This window comes from Subtercola boreus (genome assembly GCF_003399645.1).
Lineage (GTDB): Bacteria > Actinomycetota > Actinomycetes > Actinomycetales > Microbacteriaceae > Subtercola > Subtercola boreus_A.
Map to the genome: position 1 here is coordinate 89,040 of NZ_NBXD01000020.1, position 14,060 is coordinate 103,099.

The 14,060-nt window shown below is 69.1% G+C and carries 13 protein-coding genes and 1 pseudogene; 7 read left to right on the forward strand and 7 right to left on the reverse strand.

The genetic code is table 11. The features are described 5' to 3' along the window. Positions 1-210: 210 nt before the first annotated feature. Positions 211-1,680 (reverse strand): glycosyltransferase family 1 protein, encoded by a 1,470-nt coding sequence (locus B7R24_RS10625; RefSeq protein ID WP_116418931.1) that lies wholly within the window; start codon positions 1,678-1,680, stop codon positions 211-213. Positions 1,681-1,758: 78 nt separating this feature from the next. Between B7R24_RS10625 and B7R24_RS10630 the strand changes: the two genes are divergently transcribed. Further along, a complete protein-coding gene (locus B7R24_RS10630) occupies positions 1,759-2,379 on the forward strand; it encodes a DUF6264 family protein (RefSeq protein WP_116418932.1) in 621 nt (206 codons plus the stop codon). Between the two features lie 33 nt (positions 2,380-2,412). Here the strand turns inward: B7R24_RS10630 and B7R24_RS10635 are convergent, their stop codons facing one another. Next, positions 2,413-3,444 (reverse strand): 4-hydroxy-3-methylbut-2-enyl diphosphate reductase, encoded by a 1,032-nt coding sequence (locus tag B7R24_RS10635; protein ID WP_116419001.1) that lies wholly within the window; start codon positions 3,442-3,444, stop codon positions 2,413-2,415. A 51-nt stretch (positions 3,445-3,495) separates the two neighbouring features. On the opposite strand from B7R24_RS10635, the pseudogene xseA reads away from it, so the two are divergent. The 6 genes and pseudogenes from xseA to B7R24_RS10665 form a co-directional block, all read left to right on the forward strand. After that, positions 3,496-4,798: pseudogene (xseA, locus tag B7R24_RS10640) on the forward strand (exodeoxyribonuclease VII large subunit); the annotation flags it as partial. Continuing rightward, positions 4,784-5,023 (forward strand): exodeoxyribonuclease VII small subunit, encoded by a 240-nt coding sequence (locus B7R24_RS10645; protein ID WP_437123529.1) that lies wholly within the window; start codon positions 4,784-4,786, stop codon positions 5,021-5,023. The pseudogene xseA and the gene B7R24_RS10645, both read left to right, overlap by 15 nt. Before the next feature lie 2 nt (positions 5,024-5,025). Beyond that, positions 5,026-5,685, forward strand: coding sequence for a DUF4245 domain-containing protein (locus tag B7R24_RS10650; RefSeq protein ID WP_253259409.1), 660 nt, complete (start codon positions 5,026-5,028; stop codon positions 5,683-5,685). A gap of 2 nt (positions 5,686-5,687) precedes the next feature. Continuing rightward, the gene (locus B7R24_RS10655; protein ID WP_216363674.1) at positions 5,688-6,341 is read left to right on the forward strand and encodes a carbonic anhydrase; all 654 of its coding nucleotides are present in this window, start codon (positions 5,688-5,690) and stop codon (positions 6,339-6,341) included. A gap of 89 nt (positions 6,342-6,430) precedes the next feature. Continuing rightward, positions 6,431-7,858 carry a class II fumarate hydratase gene (locus B7R24_RS10660; protein ID WP_116418935.1) on the forward strand — a complete coding sequence of 476 codons (1,428 nt, stop codon included), beginning with the start codon at positions 6,431-6,433 and terminating at the stop codon, positions 7,856-7,858. Between the two features lie 9 nt (positions 7,859-7,867). Beyond that, complete coding sequence (locus B7R24_RS10665; RefSeq protein ID WP_116418936.1) at positions 7,868-9,151, forward strand: FAD-binding protein; 1,284 nt, start codon at positions 7,868-7,870, stop codon at positions 9,149-9,151. Positions 9,152-9,290: 139 nt separating this feature from the next. Here the strand turns inward: B7R24_RS10665 and B7R24_RS10670 are convergent, their stop codons facing one another. From B7R24_RS10670 to B7R24_RS10690, 5 genes are all read right to left on the reverse strand, one after another. Next, complete coding sequence (locus tag B7R24_RS10670) at positions 9,291-9,824, reverse strand: prepilin peptidase (protein ID WP_116418937.1); 534 nt, start codon at positions 9,822-9,824, stop codon at positions 9,291-9,293. Between the two features lie 178 nt (positions 9,825-10,002). After that, complete coding sequence (locus B7R24_RS10675; RefSeq protein ID WP_116418938.1) at positions 10,003-10,482, reverse strand: ribose-5-phosphate isomerase; 480 nt, start codon at positions 10,480-10,482, stop codon at positions 10,003-10,005. Between the two features lie 11 nt (positions 10,483-10,493). Then, positions 10,494-12,230 carry a dihydroxyacetone kinase family protein gene (locus tag B7R24_RS10680; RefSeq protein ID WP_116418939.1) on the reverse strand — a complete coding sequence of 579 codons (1,737 nt, stop codon included), beginning with the start codon at positions 12,228-12,230 and terminating at the stop codon, positions 10,494-10,496. Then, positions 12,227-13,198: a sugar phosphate isomerase/epimerase family protein gene (locus B7R24_RS10685; RefSeq protein ID WP_172582792.1), complete on the reverse strand. Its 972-nt coding sequence runs from the start codon at positions 13,196-13,198 to the stop codon at positions 12,227-12,229. The genes B7R24_RS10680 and B7R24_RS10685 overlap by 4 nt, the downstream gene beginning before the upstream one ends. Positions 13,199-13,322: 124 nt before the next feature. Further along, a complete protein-coding gene (locus B7R24_RS10690) occupies positions 13,323-14,021 on the reverse strand; it encodes a GntR family transcriptional regulator (RefSeq protein WP_116418941.1) in 699 nt (232 codons plus the stop codon). Positions 14,022-14,060 lie beyond the last annotated feature (39 nt).

Sequence of the window (14,060 nt, forward strand, 5' to 3'; positions counted from 1 at the left end):
ACCAAACGCAATCCGTTTGGGTGCTTTTGCGCAAAATGGGGCGGCGCTTGAGACGCGGGAGGGCGCAGGGACGCGGGGCGGGGCACGGCGGCGAGGGCGCCGCGGGTCGCGGCAAGGCACGGGCGCGCGGTGGGGTGCGCGGGCCCGGGCGCCAGGGGTGCGGGCGAGCCGGGCGCGGGCGCAAGGGCGCGGGCGCTAGGGGCGCGGGCGCTAGGGGCGCTTTGCGCCCCGGCGGCGCGTCATGGCGCGCAGGGGGGCCGTGACACGCCAGGAGGTGCTCGCCTCGAGGGTGCGTACGCGCTCGCGCAGCTCCGCTTCGGTTTGGGCGCGCTGCTGCAGGGAGAGTTGCAGCGCGGCGTCGTTCTCGCGTTCCAGCGCCGCGGCCGCCTCGGCCGCGGCCTCCGCAGCATCCCGCGCCGCCTGCCGGGCGCCGATGATGCGCTCGGCGTCGGCTGCGTGGTAGGGAGCGACGCAGAACGCCACGAGGGCGCGAGCGGCGCTCTCCCAGTGCAACTCGGGGGCGAACGCCTGAACCTGTGCGCGAGCATCCGTCGCCGCCGACTCGTCGTAGAGCAGGCGCTCGATGGACGCCTCGAGCCCCGCCTGGTCGCCCGGCGCGACGACCGCGCCGAGGCCCCGCTCGACGATGGCCGCCTCGAAGGCGTCGCCCGCCGAGTTGACGATCGGCAGCCCGGCCCAGATGTAGTCGAGCAGGCGCGTGCGGAAACTGAACGACGTCTCGAGGTGGTCGAGGTGCGTGCTCACGCCCAGGTCGGCGTCGAGGAAGTAGTTGGCACGATCGGCGTGTGGAACCCACACTTCGTTGAAGAAGACGTGCCGCCCCAGAACGCCGAGCTCATCGGCGAGCGCGATCGAGTCGGTGGCGATGCGCATGGTCGCGTGCGCGGGATTCGCGTGCTGGGTCGCCAGGAAGAACAGCCGGATGTCGGCATGCCGCTCGCTGAGCGCAGCCACCGCTCGGATGAGGGTGAGCGGGTCGAACCAGTCGTAGATGCCGCCACCCCAGAGGAGGATCTTGTCGTCTTGGCCGATACCTTCGACGGCGCCCCGGATGCCCGTCCCGGTTCGCTGGGGCGCATCGCCGTCGACCCCGAACGGAACGATGTCGATCAGGTTGCGAAGCGACGGGTCGGAGCGGTAGGTCTGGGGGTTCAGGCGCCCCATCGAGCTGAGCTGCCCGATCCACATGTCGCGCTGCTTCTCCGACGCGCAGATGAAGTAGTCGGAGTAGCGCAGCATGTCGTTGACGGCCCCGACCGTCCAGGCGGCCCCGAGATCCTGATCGGTCGACTCGATGTAGAGGCCCTGCTGCAGTTGCTCGAGCAGAAAGGGGTCGTAGAGGTCGGAGACGACGATCACATCGATGTCGAGCACCTCGGGCATCATCGTGAAGATGGGGCTCTGGACGATCGCGACATCGGCCCAGCGCAGGTGCTCCAGCAGGCGCTCCCCGTTCGCCACCTCGATGAGGAAGTCATCGCTCCGGAGGTCGGCCGTCACGTGGGCCACGAGCCGCACCTCGGCCACGGGAGACAGCTGCTGGGCGAAACGCAGGGCCCGGATGCCGGGGCCCGCCATCCGCTCGCCCAGAACGTCGGTCGTGTAGATGACGACCTTGGTTCGAGCGCCCCCGGGCTTCACGGACTCTGCAAGGTTCATGCTGTTAGCCTTTCAACGGTGCATCGGCGCGTTCGATGATCACTTGTCGCGATCACGCCCCCGAACAGAAATCCTCTCATGGTAGACAACAGGCCGAAGCCGAAGTACGGAGAACTCGCCCCCGAGGGCTGGGAGTGGAAGCCCCCGGCTCCGCCCGCGGGTTCCGACGTTCCCGTACCGGCCGCGGCGGGTGGAGACGGCCAGGCGCCCGTCGGTCAGCCCGGTGCCGGCGTGCCGCCGCACGGTCCGACCGCCCCCTACAGCGCCGCGGCCCGCTCAGGGTATGGCGCAGGCGCCCAGGGCGCCGGTTCGTCACCCACGTTCAAGCTCGGCGACGCGATCGCGACCGGCGCTCTGCTGTTCATCGGCGTGCTGGTCTCTGCCAGCATGATCCCGGCGCTCTTCGACTTCACCACCGTGCTGGCACAGGCGGCAGCGTTGCAGGGCTACAGCGACTTCTCCGCGTCGAGCACCACCCAGAGCGTCGGAATCGGCGTGGGCGTGGCGACGATCATCCTGAACCTGCTCTCGATCGTGCTGTCGGTGCGGCGGGTTCAGCGGCGCAGGGTGGCGTTCTTCATTCCACTGATCTTCGGAGCCGTGACCTTCGCGCTCTGGATCGGCGCCATCACGTTCGCGTTCTGCAACGACCCCGGTTTCGTACAGAGCCTCACCTCGACGGTCGCGCCGACGCCGTAGCACCGGGCGTCAGGGCCTCAGGGAGTCAGGGCCTCAGCTTCGACGGCCGCCGAGGGCACGGGCGTCCTGCGACCCGGTCGAGCTCTGTCGCAGCTCTTTCGGCAGCGAGAAGATGAGGTCTTCTTCGGCCGTCTGCACGGTCTCGATGTCGCCGTAGCCGGCACCGGCGAGGTCGTCGAGCAGCTCCTGCACGAGAACCTCGGGAACGGATGCACCGGAGGTCACTCCGACCGTGTTCACGCCGTCGAGCCACTCCTGCTTCACCTCGTGGGCGTAGTCGACGCGGTAGGCGGCCTTCGCGCCGTACTCGAGGGCGACCTCGACGAGGCGCACCGAGTTGGAGGAGTTCGCTGAACCGACGACGATCACTAGGTCGCTGCCCGCGGCGACCTTTTTGATGGCGACCTGGCGGTTCTGCGTGGCGTAGCAGATGTCGTCGCTCGGCGGGTCTTGCAGGTTGGGGAACCGAGCGCGCAGGCGCCGCACGGTCTCCATGGTCTCGTCGACGCTCAGAGTGGTCTGCGACAGCCAGACGACGCGATCGGGGTCGCGGACGACGATGGTGTCGGCCTCGTCGGGGCTGCCGACGAGCGTGGTGTGTTCGGGGGCCTCCCCCGCCGTTCCCTCGACCTCTTCGTGGCCCTCGTGGCCGATCAGCAGGATCTCGAAGTCGTCACGGGCGAAGCGCACGGCTTCACGGTGAACCTTGGTGACGAGCGGGCAGGTCGCGTCGATGGCCTGGAGGTTGCGGTCGGCGGCGCCCTGTACGACGGCGGGTGAGACGCCGTGGGCGCTGAAGACGACGTGCGAGCCCGCGGGGACCTCGTCGACCTCGTCGACGAAGATGGCACCCTGCTTCTCGAGAGTGGAGACGACGTGCACGTTGTGCACGATCTGCTTGCGCACGTAGACCGGCGCGCCGAAGCGCTCCAGGGCCTTCTCGACGGCGACCACCGCTCGGTCGACGCCTGCGCAGTAGCCCCGGGGTGCGGCGAGCAGTACCCGTTTCGCGCCGGTGACGGGGGTATCCTTTAGCCTGTTGCGTACGCCGGGAATCCTCGGCATCGGCAGACTGACGGTTGCGTTGCTCACCGGTTCATTCTACGTGCTGGAGGTATGCGCTTGGCCGTTGCGTTCGATGCGAGCGGTGCGCCGACCCTCGAGAACCCCTGGTCCGTCGGTGTCTTCTCGGGCAAGATCAAGGGCTATGTCGAGCGTCTCGGCACGGCCTGGGTCGAGGGCGAGATCACCCAGTGGGGGGTCAGCGGCGGCAACGTCTACGGCAAACTGAAAGACCTCACCGACGAGGTCACGGTGGGCTTCACAGTCTGGTCGTCGGTGAAGGGCAGGCTGCCCACCGACCTGAAACAGGGCGATCGTGTGATCGCTCTGGTCAAGCCCACCTACTGGTTGAAGGCCGGTTCGCTCTCGATGCAGGTCTTCGAGATGCGCCACGTGGGGCTCGGCGACCTGCTCGAGCGGCTCGAGCGGCTGAAGCGGCAGCTGGCCTCCGAGGGGCTGTTCGACGTCGCGCGCAAGAAACCCCTGCCGTTCCTGCCCGGTTGCATCGGGCTGATCACGGGTAAAGACAGCGACGCCGAGAAAGACGTGCTGCGCAACGCCCAGTTGCGCTGGCCGTCGGTGTCGTTCCGCGTCGTGCACGCGGCGGTGCAGGGCGACAGGGTTCCGCGCGAGGTGGCGGCCGCGATCTCCCGGCTGGATGCCGACCCCGAGGTCGACGTGATCATCGTGGCCCGCGGGGGCGGCGACTTTCAGAACCTGCTGGGGTTCAGCGACGAGAGCGTCGTGCGGGCAGCTGCGGCCTGCGTGACACCCCTGGTGTCGGCGATCGGGCACGAGGCCGACAGGCCGCTGCTCGACGAGGTCGCCGACCTGCGGGCATCCACCCCCACCGATGCGGCGAAGCGCGTCGTTCCCGACGTCTCCGAAGAGCTGAACCGGGTCGAGCAGGCCCGGGCGAGGCTCAGCCTTCGTGTGACCGCCTACGTGCGCGGCGAGATCGACCGCATCGAGCAGGTGCGTTCACGGCCCGTTCTCGCGGAGGCCGACTGGATCGTCACGTCGCGGGCCGAAGACCTCACCCGGTACGTGGCACGCGGCGTGGAGCTGCTGAACCGCGTGCTCGAGCGGGCCGGCACGGGCACGAGCGAACTGAGCGCGCGCCTGCGTGCCCTTTCACCACAGAGCACGCTCGACCGCGGGTACGCCATCGTGCAGGCGGCCGATCGCGGCATCGTGAGACGGGCGACGGATGCTCCCGCCGATGCCTCCCTCACAATCACCCTTGCCGAGGGAAGTCTCACAGCCCGCTCGGAGGGGGAGCTTGCAAACCCCGCGCGCGGATAGGATTGTGGGCATGCCGAACCCCTCTGCTGAACCACGCGTGCGCCCGGAGACGAGTGCGCTCAGCTACGAGGAGGCACGCGACGAACTCGTGCAGGTCGTCAGCGAACTGGAGCGGGGGGCATCCACCCTCGAGCAGTCGCTCGCCCTGTGGGAACGCGGCGAGGCCCTCGCGGCCCGCTGCGAGGAATGGCTGATCGGCGCGAAGACACGTCTCGATGCGGCGCGTGCGGCTGCCGGCAAGCCTGCGGCTGCCCCTTCGCGAACGGCGGCGGAGTAGGCGTGGCCCAGAAACCCCCGCGCGTCGTCGCCGAACTCGGCCGCCCCGAGACGCTCGAAGAGACCACAGCCCGAAAGGCCGAGCAGTCGCGCAAGTACCGCGCGAACAAAACAATCAACAACCTCTGGTTGTCGCTGATCGTCTGCGTCGGTGTGGTGATCGTGATCGTGCTGCTCGTTCCACGCAACGACAGCTCGCAGTTGCAGTCGATCGACTACCGCTCTGTCGCGGCGAGCGCCCAGGCCTCGCTGCCGGTGCCCGTCGCGGTTCCCGACCTGCCCTCGGGGTGGAGCTCGAACGCCGCCGAGATCCGGTCGGGTACCGACGGGATCGCGTACTGGTACATCGGCCTCCTGTCGCCGACCAGCACCTTCGTCGCTCTCTCTCAGGGCGTCGATGCGAACGACAGCTGGCTCTCCGACCAGATGCACGACACGGCCGCGTCGTCGACGATCGCGATCGACGGCATCCAGTGGACCGTCTACGACAACCGCACCAGCCGCCAGGATGTCGGCAACGTGAAGTACGCCCTGACCACGACCTCCGGGCGCAGCACCTACGTGCTGTACGGAACGGCCACCGACAATGACTTCCGGCTCGTCGCCTCCTCCATCACCGCCAACGTCGCCGCCCAGCCGAGCGAGGGAGCCCCAGCGAAGTGAGCATCACCGACGACACCGCCGCTCCGGCGCGCACCTGGGCCGAGCTGCAGCAGGGCAATGCCCGGTTCGTGGCGGGCACGCCGCAGCATCCGCACCAGGATGTCGATCGGCGCAACAGCCTTGCTGCCCAGCAGACTCCGCATGTCGCGCTCTTCGGCTGCAGCGACTCCCGCCTCGCGGCCGAGATCATCTTCGACCAGGGCCTCGGTGATCTCTTCGTCGTTCGAAACGCGGGCCAGGTCATCTCGGAGTCGGTCGTCGGCAGCCTCGAGTACGCCGTCGGCGTGCTGGGCGTCGACCTCATCGTGGTGCTCGGGCACGACGAGTGCGGGGCCGTGCGCGCTGCCATCGACGCAGAGAATCCCGCCAATCCCCCGCTGCCGCCGCACATTGCGAACCTGATCAGCGCCATCACACCGGCGGTGAAACGCGTCTCCCGGGAGTCAGCAGCAGCTGGAACAGACGTGAGCGCCCATCTGGTGGGTCGATACCACCTGCAGGACACGGTCGCCGGCATCCTCGAATCGTCGGAGATGATCTCCGACGCGATCGCCGAGGGGCGCCTGGCCATCGTGGGTGCGAACTACCGCCTCGCGGAGGGTCGCGCCGAGCCCGACATGGTCATCGGCACCATCGAGCCGGCCCCTGCGATCTGACGGACTCCTGATCTGACCACCCTCTTTGGCCCCAGGCCTCACCCCGCGGAGCAGACGGCCCCGCGACCAATCGAAAGGAAGACCACGACGTGGTGGAGAACGCTCCCAACACCGAGTACCGCATCGAGCACGACACGATGGGCGAGGTGAGGGTTCCGGTCGACGCGCTCTACGGTGCACAGACACAACGGGCGGTCGAGAACTTCCCCGTCTCCGGCGACGTGCTGGAGCCCGCCCAGATCGCAGCACTCGCGCGCATCAAGAAGGCGGCGGCCCTGGCCAACGCGCAGCTCGGCGTACTCGACGCGTCCATCGCCGGGGCCATCGCGTCGGCCGCCGACGAGGTCATCGCCGGGTCGCACGGCGACCAGTTCCCGATCGACATCTACCAGACCGGCAGCGGCACGTCGACGAACATGAACATGAACGAGGTGCTCGCCTCGCTCGCCTCCGAGAGCCTCGGGTCGAAGGTGCACCCGAACGATCACGTGAACGCCTCGCAGTCGTCGAACGACGTCTTTCCGACGTCGGTGCACGTCGCCGTCACGGGCGCCCTCATCCACGACCTCGTTCCGTCGCTGGCGCACCTCGCCGAAGCGCTCGAGGAGAAGGCCGTGCTCTGGGCCACCGCCGTGAAGTCGGGTCGTACCCACCTGATGGATGCGACGCCCGTCACCCTCGGCCAGGAGTTCGGCGGCTACGCCTCGCAGATCCGCCTCGGCATCGAACGGGTCGAGGGCACGCTGAAGCATGTCGCCGAGGTTCCGCTCGGCGGCACCGCGGTCGGAACGGGCATCAACACCCCGGCTGGCTTTCCGCAGCTGGTCATCCAGCTGCTCGCCGCCGAGACCGAGCTGCCGATCACCGAGGCGCGCGACCACTTCGAGGCGCAGGGTGCGCGCGACTCGCTCGTGGAGGCATCCGGAGCCCTGCGGGTGCTCGCGGTGAGCCTCACGAAGATCTGCAACGACCTGCGGTGGATGGGTTCGGGCCCGAACACCGGGCTCGGCGAGCTGCACATCCCCGACCTGCAGCCGGGGTCGTCGATCATGCCCGGCAAGGTGAACCCGGTCATCCCGGAGGCCATTCTGCAGGTCTGCTCTCGGGTCATCGGCAACGATGCGAGCATCGCCTGGTCGGGCGCCTCGGGTTCGTTCGAGCTGAATGTCGCCATTCCGGTGATGGGCACGGCGCTGCTGGAGTCGATCCGGCTGCTGTCGACCTCCTCGGTACTGCTGGCCGACAAGACGGTCGCCGGCCTCGAGGCGAACCTCGAGCGGGCGCGTGCGCTGGCCGAGTCGTCACCGTCGATCGTGACGCCACTGAACCGCATCATCGGGTACGAGGCCGCAGCGAAGATCGCGAAGCACTCGGTCTCGAAGAGCATGACCGTGCGCGAGGCCGTCATCGACCTCGGATTCGTCGAGCGCGGAGAAGTCACGCTCGAGCAGCTCGACACGGCGCTCGATGTTCTGTCGATGACACGGCCGCCCGCGGCCGCGGCCCCCGCACAGTAGTCGACACCCGTGGTCGAGAGAAACTGGGCCGGCAACGTCGCCTACGGTGAAGCGGAGTTGCGACAGCCCCGCACGTTCGACGAACTGCAGGGCGTCGTCGCGGCCGCCGAAAGCGTGCGGGCACTCGGATCGCGGCACTCGTTCAACACGATAGCGGCGACCCCGGGCATCCTGGTGTCGCTCACGCAGTTCGAGGCGCCGATCGAGATCGATACGGCGACCATGACGGTTCGGGTGAATGCCGGCGTGAAATACGGCGTGCTCGGGCAGTACCTGCAGCGGCACGGGTTCGCGCTGGCCAACCTGGCGTCGCTGCCGCACATCTCGGTCGGCGGCGCCACGGCGACGGCCACGCACGGTTCGGGCGACCGCAACGGCAACCTCGCCACCTCGGTGCGATCGCTGCGGGTCGTTCAGGCAGACGGCTCGGAGCGCTCGGTCGAGCGGGGCGAGGCGGAGTTCGACGGGTATGTGGTCGCTCTCGGCGCTCTCGGCGTGATCGTCGAGATGACGCTGGCCATCGAGCCGACCTTCGATGTGGCGGTGTCGGTGTTCGAGGAGCTGTCGTGGAGCGACCTCGCCGAACACTTCGACGAGATCACGTCGGCGGCCTACAGCGTCAGCCTGTTCACGAACTGGGTGAATGCGACGGTCGACCAGGTGTGGCTGAAGGCGCGGGTCGGGCGGCACGCGGGTGTGGCGGGCGACGAACTGCTGTCGTCGACGGATGGCGGCGAGCACTTCTTCAGTGCGCGACCGGCGCGCGAGCGCCGGCATCCGCTGCCCGGCGTGTCGGCCGAGGCGTGCACCGAACAGCTCGGCATCGCGGGCGCGTGGGTCGACCGGCTGCCCCACTTCCGGCTCGATTTCACGCCGTCGAACGGCGATGAGCTGCAGTCGGAGTACCTCATCCCGCGGGAGCACGCCGTCGCGGCGATCGAGGCGCTGCGCGGGCTGGGCGAGCGGATTGCGCCGTTGCTGCAGATCTCCGAGATTCGCACGGTGACCGCCGACACGTTCTGGCTCAGCATGTCGAGCGGGCGCGACTCCGTGTGCCTGCACTTCACCTGGAAGCCGCTCGGCCCCGAGGTCGGGGCGTTGTTGCCCGCCATCGAGGCGGCGCTTCGGCCGTTCGGGGCCCGCCCGCACTGGGGCAAGGTGTTTGCCGCCGATCGCCAGGCGCTGGCCCCCCTGTACGACCGGATGCCCGACTTCGTCGCCCTCGCAGAGCGCGTCGACCCCGGTCAGAAGTTTCGCAACGACTTTCTGCGCGCCACACTGTTCGGCGCCTGACCGGCGCCTTGGCGGGCCTACCGCTGTCGGGATCTGCGCCATGGCGGGCCTCGCGCCCTGGCGGGACTCGCCCTCGCGGACTCGCGCCCTAGCGGGCCGGCGACCCGGCGTCGGACCCGGCAACCGGCCACCCGGGCGCTCACGAGTGGGGCTGCACGACGGCCGCCGTGAGGGCGGCCCAGAAGCCGAACAACAGGAACGGGCCCAGCGCGAGCGAGGAGGGGCGCAGCGCACCACGGGCGTAGGCCCGCAGCAGGAGCAGCGACGCGGTGAGACCCGAGCCGAGCGCGGCGATGCTGCCCGCGAGGAGGTACAGCGCGAGGCTCGCCGAGGCCACGGGCGCCAGGGCAGCCGCGAGCAGAACGGCGAGCTTCACGTCTCCGGTGGCCAGGGCGCCGGCGAGGCGGAGCGTCGCGAAGACCACCAGCGTGACGAAGGCGACGAGGGCCGTGCACGTGGCATCGAGCCCCGAGCACAGGGCGCCGACCGCCGCCGCGACCGCAACCACGGCGAGCCCCGGCAGCACGAGCACGTTGGGTAGACGCCGGTGGCGGAGGTCGGCGATGACGAGCGCGGGGGTCACCGCGGCCACGTAGGCGACCGGTGCGAGCGTCAGCACGGTGGCGAGGTCGGGAGGGAACGGTATTGCGGCGAGAGGAAGACTGGCGAGCATCCTGAGACCGTAGACGAAAAGGCCGGAGGCACGTGGAAGTTATCCACAGGCAGCTGCCCCCGGTCACCGCCGGGCGCGGGATGCGGACCCCGTCGCTCTCGGCGACCGCAGCCAGCCCGGCCGGCCGGCTCGGTACCTCAGGTGCTCAATGCGCTCACGGCGCTCACGGTCAAGGCGCCTATGACGCGACCTCTTCCGCGCCCTCGTAACCCGTGATGGCCGCGACCTTCCCGGCCGATGACGAGCTCTCGTCGAAACGGTAGTCGAGCCACTCGCCGACGAGGCGCTTGGCGAGTTCGAGCCCGATGACGCGCTGGCCCATGGTGAGCACCTGCGCGTTGTTGCTGAGCACCGAGCGTTCGACCGAGTAGCTGTCGTGCGCTGTGACGGCACGGATGCCGGGTACCTTGTTCGCTGAGATGGCGACGCCGAGGCCGGTTCCACAGAACAGCAGGGCGCGATCGGCTTCGCCGCCGGCGATCTGGCGCGCGGCGGTGACCGCGACGTGCGGGTAGGCCGTGTGGCCGTCGACGTCGACGCCGACATCGGCCACGCTGGCGACGCGGGGGTCGGCCTCGAGCATGGCCTTCAGCTGCTCCTTGTATTCGAATCCGGCGTCATCGCTTCCGATGACGATTCGCAGGGGGGTGTTCGACATGCGTTGTGCTCCTATTCGTGGGGGAGATCGCCGAGGCGGTCGCCGACGGTCGTGACGATTCGTGCAAAAGAGACGGCTCCGGCATCGGGATGCCCGAGGCTGCGTTCGACGTGCGGCCGTGCCCGGCCCAGCCGCGGTTCGAGGTCAGCCGTGGCTTCGGCCGCGCGCACGGATGCGGTCGCGGCTCCGGTCCAGGACGCGGTGAGCGCTTCGCCCGCCGAGACCCGGCGGCGCAGTTCGTCGGCGAACGGTACGAACGCGTCGACCAGCGTCTTGTCACCGACTTCGGCCTTGCCGAGGTTCTGGATGGCGGCCAGGGCCGCGTCCACGGCAGAGCTGACCGCGGTCGCACTCACCTCGGAGGAGGGCGGCAGGCTCGCCCCGGCGGCGGTGAGGGCGATGCCCCAGAGTGCTCCGGATGTTCCGCCACCGTTCTCCGACCAGGCCTCCCCCGCCTCGGCGAGGAGTTCGGCCAGCGAACCCTGCTCGGCGACGACCGATTTCGCAGCGGCCAGCGCACCCGTGGCCCCGCGGCTCATACCTATGCCGTGGTCGCCGTCACCGGCGATGGCGTCGATCCGCCCGAACTCGTCTTCGGAGGCCACGATCATCCGGTGCACCGCCTCGAGGCAGACGAGCACCTGCTGGGCCGCGGCTGTCTCCTCCGGGCCGCTCACCGTGCGCCGAACGTCTGCGGCGGCATCCGAGACGCCGTGGTCGCGGGTGTCGGGCTCGGCGTCGATCGAGCCGGTGCGGTAGGCGGGTGTGTCGGCGGGCGCACGCCAGAGCTCTTCGAGCTCGTCGGTCACCCAGAACAGTGTCAGCGAGACGCCCGACATGTCGAGGCTCGTCACCAGCTCGCCGCATTCCGTGTCGGCAACAATGACCCCGGCCTCGCCCAGCAGGCGGTGCACGCTGGCGTAGACGACGAACAGTTCTTCATATTTGAAGTCGCCGAGGCCGTTCAGGATGACGACGGCCCGGGCGCCCGAAGCGGTGGGAACGTCGCCGGGCAGTTCATCGAGCAGACGCTCCACCAGCAGGGCCGCGAGGTCGGGGGCCGAGGGAACCGGCACCTCGCTGATACCCGGCTCGCCGTGGATGCCGAGGCCCACCGCCATCATGCCGTCGGGGACAGTGAAGAGCGGTTCGTCGGCACCCGGCAGCGTGCAGCCGCTGAAGGCGACACCGAAGGAACGGGTACGGCTGTTGGCCAACTGGGCGATACGCTCCACCTCATCGAGGTCGGCCCCCGCCTCGGCAGCAGCGCCGGCCGCCTTGAAGACAGTGAGGTCGCCGGCGATACCGCGGCGCTTCGCGATCTCGTCGGCTGTCGCGCTGGCGACATCGTCGGTGACGGTGACGACGCGAACGTCGACACCCTCGCCCCGCAGCCGCTCGGCGGCCATGCCGAACTGCAGCACGTCGCCGGCGTAGTTGCCGAACGTGAGCAGAACGCCGGCTCCGCGCTCGACCGCCCTGCACACCCGATAGGCCTGGCCCGAGGCCGGGGAGGCGAAGATGTTGCCGCAGACCGCCGCTGCGGCGAGCCCGGGGCCGACGATGCCGGCGAAGGCGGGGTAGTGGCCCGATCCGCCGCCGACCACGACGGCGACGCGGCCCTCGGGAATGACGGAGGAGCGCACCACTCCCCCGTCGACCCGCCGAACATGCCCGGGGTTGGCGAGAACGAACCCGTCGATGGCGGTCTCGGCGAAGGTGGTGGCGTCGATGAGGAGGTTCGTCATGCCGTGACCCCCTGGCGGGCTGCGTCGACAGCAGACGCCCCGACGGGTGCAGGGGGCAGGGATGCCGGCAGCAGCGTACGCAGGTAGTCCGCGTTCATGGCGCTCACACCGAGCCCGTCGCCGCCGTAGTGCTCGCAGCAGATCACACCCCGAAAACCGATGGCCAGAGCATCCCGAACCGCCTCGCGGTAGTTGATGAAGCCCAGCATCAGAGGAGCGGGCGCCGCGAAGACCGCGCCTGTGATCGGATCTTCGTCGCGGAAGTAGTTCTTGACCTGCCAGTAGTTCGTGTAGGGCAGGGTCTTGGCCAGGATCTCGCGCCAGTCCTCGATCGGGCGGTGCAGGCGCACCAGGTTGCCGATGTCGGGGTCGAGGCCCACGTTCGGCAGGTCGATCTCGGTGATCAGCTGAACCGCCGAGTCGGCCGTGCCGAGGTAGGTGTCTTCGTAGAGCTCGAGGGAGACGAGCATCCCGAGGTCGGCGGCGTGCTGGCCGATCTCGCGAAAACGGGAGACGGCGAGAGCCCGGGTCTCGGGCGAGTCTTCCGGGTCGCCGTCGCTGTCGGCGTTCCAGAACCAGAGCTGCGATTTCTGATCGGCGGTCAGCGGGCGGTGGAGGCCGAGCGACAGCACGCGTGTACCGAGGGTGGCCGCGGCATCCATCGTGCGGTGCGTGTAGGCGAGATTGTCGACGCCGTCGACCGGGTCGATGACGCTGCGACGGGTGATGGAGAGCGACGGAACGCCGACCTGGGCTTCGGCGGCCGCCTCGGCGAACTGCGTGAGGCGGGCGGGGCTCAGATCGCCGATCTGCAGCCAGCTGTCGGTGAGATCGATGTGTTCGAAGCCGACGCCTGCGACTTCGCGGAGTGTGGCGAGCCACGCCTCGGCAGGGGCGTGCTGGTTGGCAGGGCTGGCGAACTGGTGGAGGGCTGCCGCAATGGGCCAGCTCCCGGTCGTGTCTGACATCTGCACCTCGTTGTGTGGGAGTTCGTATTTCATACTTCGTATACGATCCTCGGGAAGAGTGCGAAAGTCAAGACCCCCAGCGCGGGACCCCCCGCGACCGGGAGGGGAGACTGCGGGCGAGGGATCAGGCCGACGGATGCCCGTGCGATGCGTCGGCGATCGCTCGCGTGCGCACACCGCAGATGTGCGAGTCCATGCGAGCGCGGGCCTCGGCGGGGTCGTTCGCCCTGAAGGCTTCGAGCACGCGCGTGTGCTCCTGGATGGCCGCATCGGCGTCGCTCACACCGAGCCCACCGAAGAGCCGGAAGCGCTGCACGTGACCGCCCAGCGAACGGTAGGCGGCGAGCAGGAAGCGGTTGCCTGCAGCCTCGGCGATCAGCCGGTGGAACCTCTCGTCGGCCTGCCAGTACTGGCCGATCGCTTCGGACTCCACGTGGTGCTTCGTCGCGTCCAACTCGGAGATGGTCTCGCCGAGCTGCGTGACGAGGGTGTCGGTGGAGCGGCTGCAGGCGCGGAACGCGTTCTCGGGCTCGATGAGCAGCCGGGCATCCATCAGCTCGACGACCTCGCCGAGTGAGAAGAGCGGGGCGACACGGTAGCCCTTGAGAACGGTTCGAACGACCAGTCCGGTGGATTCGAGACGCACCAGGGCCTCGCGGATGGGGGTCTGCGACACCTCGAACTCCCGCGAGAGCAGGTCGATGTTGAGGGGCTCGTCGGCCTCGAGCCGGCCATCCATGAAGGCCACCATGAGCTGGTTGTAGACGTGATCGGCAAGCACGTTGCGTGCTGCTTTGACACGAATGGAGGAGCCGGTAGCCATTTCTTCACCCTACCTCGGGCCGTGCCGGGGGCCCACCGA

Excerpts from the sequence above, each read along its gene's own strand:
- B7R24_RS10625 (WP_116418931.1), bottom strand. The coding sequence starts at position 1,680 with ATGAACCTTGCAGAGTCCGTGAAGCCCGGGGGCGCTCGAACCAAGGTC.
- B7R24_RS10685 (WP_172582792.1), bottom strand. The coding sequence starts at position 13,198 with ATGTCAGACACGACCGGGAGCTGGCCCATTGCGGCAGCCCTCCACCAG.
- B7R24_RS10635 (WP_116419001.1), bottom strand. The coding sequence starts at position 3,444 with ATGCCGAGGATTCCCGGCGTACGCAACAGGCTAAAGGATACCCCCGTC.
- B7R24_RS10680 (WP_116418939.1), bottom strand. The coding sequence starts at position 12,230 with ATGACGAACCTCCTCATCGACGCCACCACCTTCGCCGAGACCGCCATC.
- B7R24_RS10675 (WP_116418938.1), bottom strand. The coding sequence starts at position 10,482 with ATGTCGAACACCCCCCTGCGAATCGTCATCGGAAGCGATGACGCCGGA.
- B7R24_RS10690 (WP_116418941.1), bottom strand. The coding sequence starts at position 14,021 with ATGGCTACCGGCTCCTCCATTCGTGTCAAAGCAGCACGCAACGTGCTT.
- B7R24_RS10670 (WP_116418937.1), bottom strand. The coding sequence starts at position 9,824 with ATGCTCGCCAGTCTTCCTCTCGCCGCAATACCGTTCCCTCCCGACCTC.
- B7R24_RS10630 (WP_116418932.1), top strand. The coding sequence starts at position 1,759 with ATGGTAGACAACAGGCCGAAGCCGAAGTACGGAGAACTCGCCCCCGAG.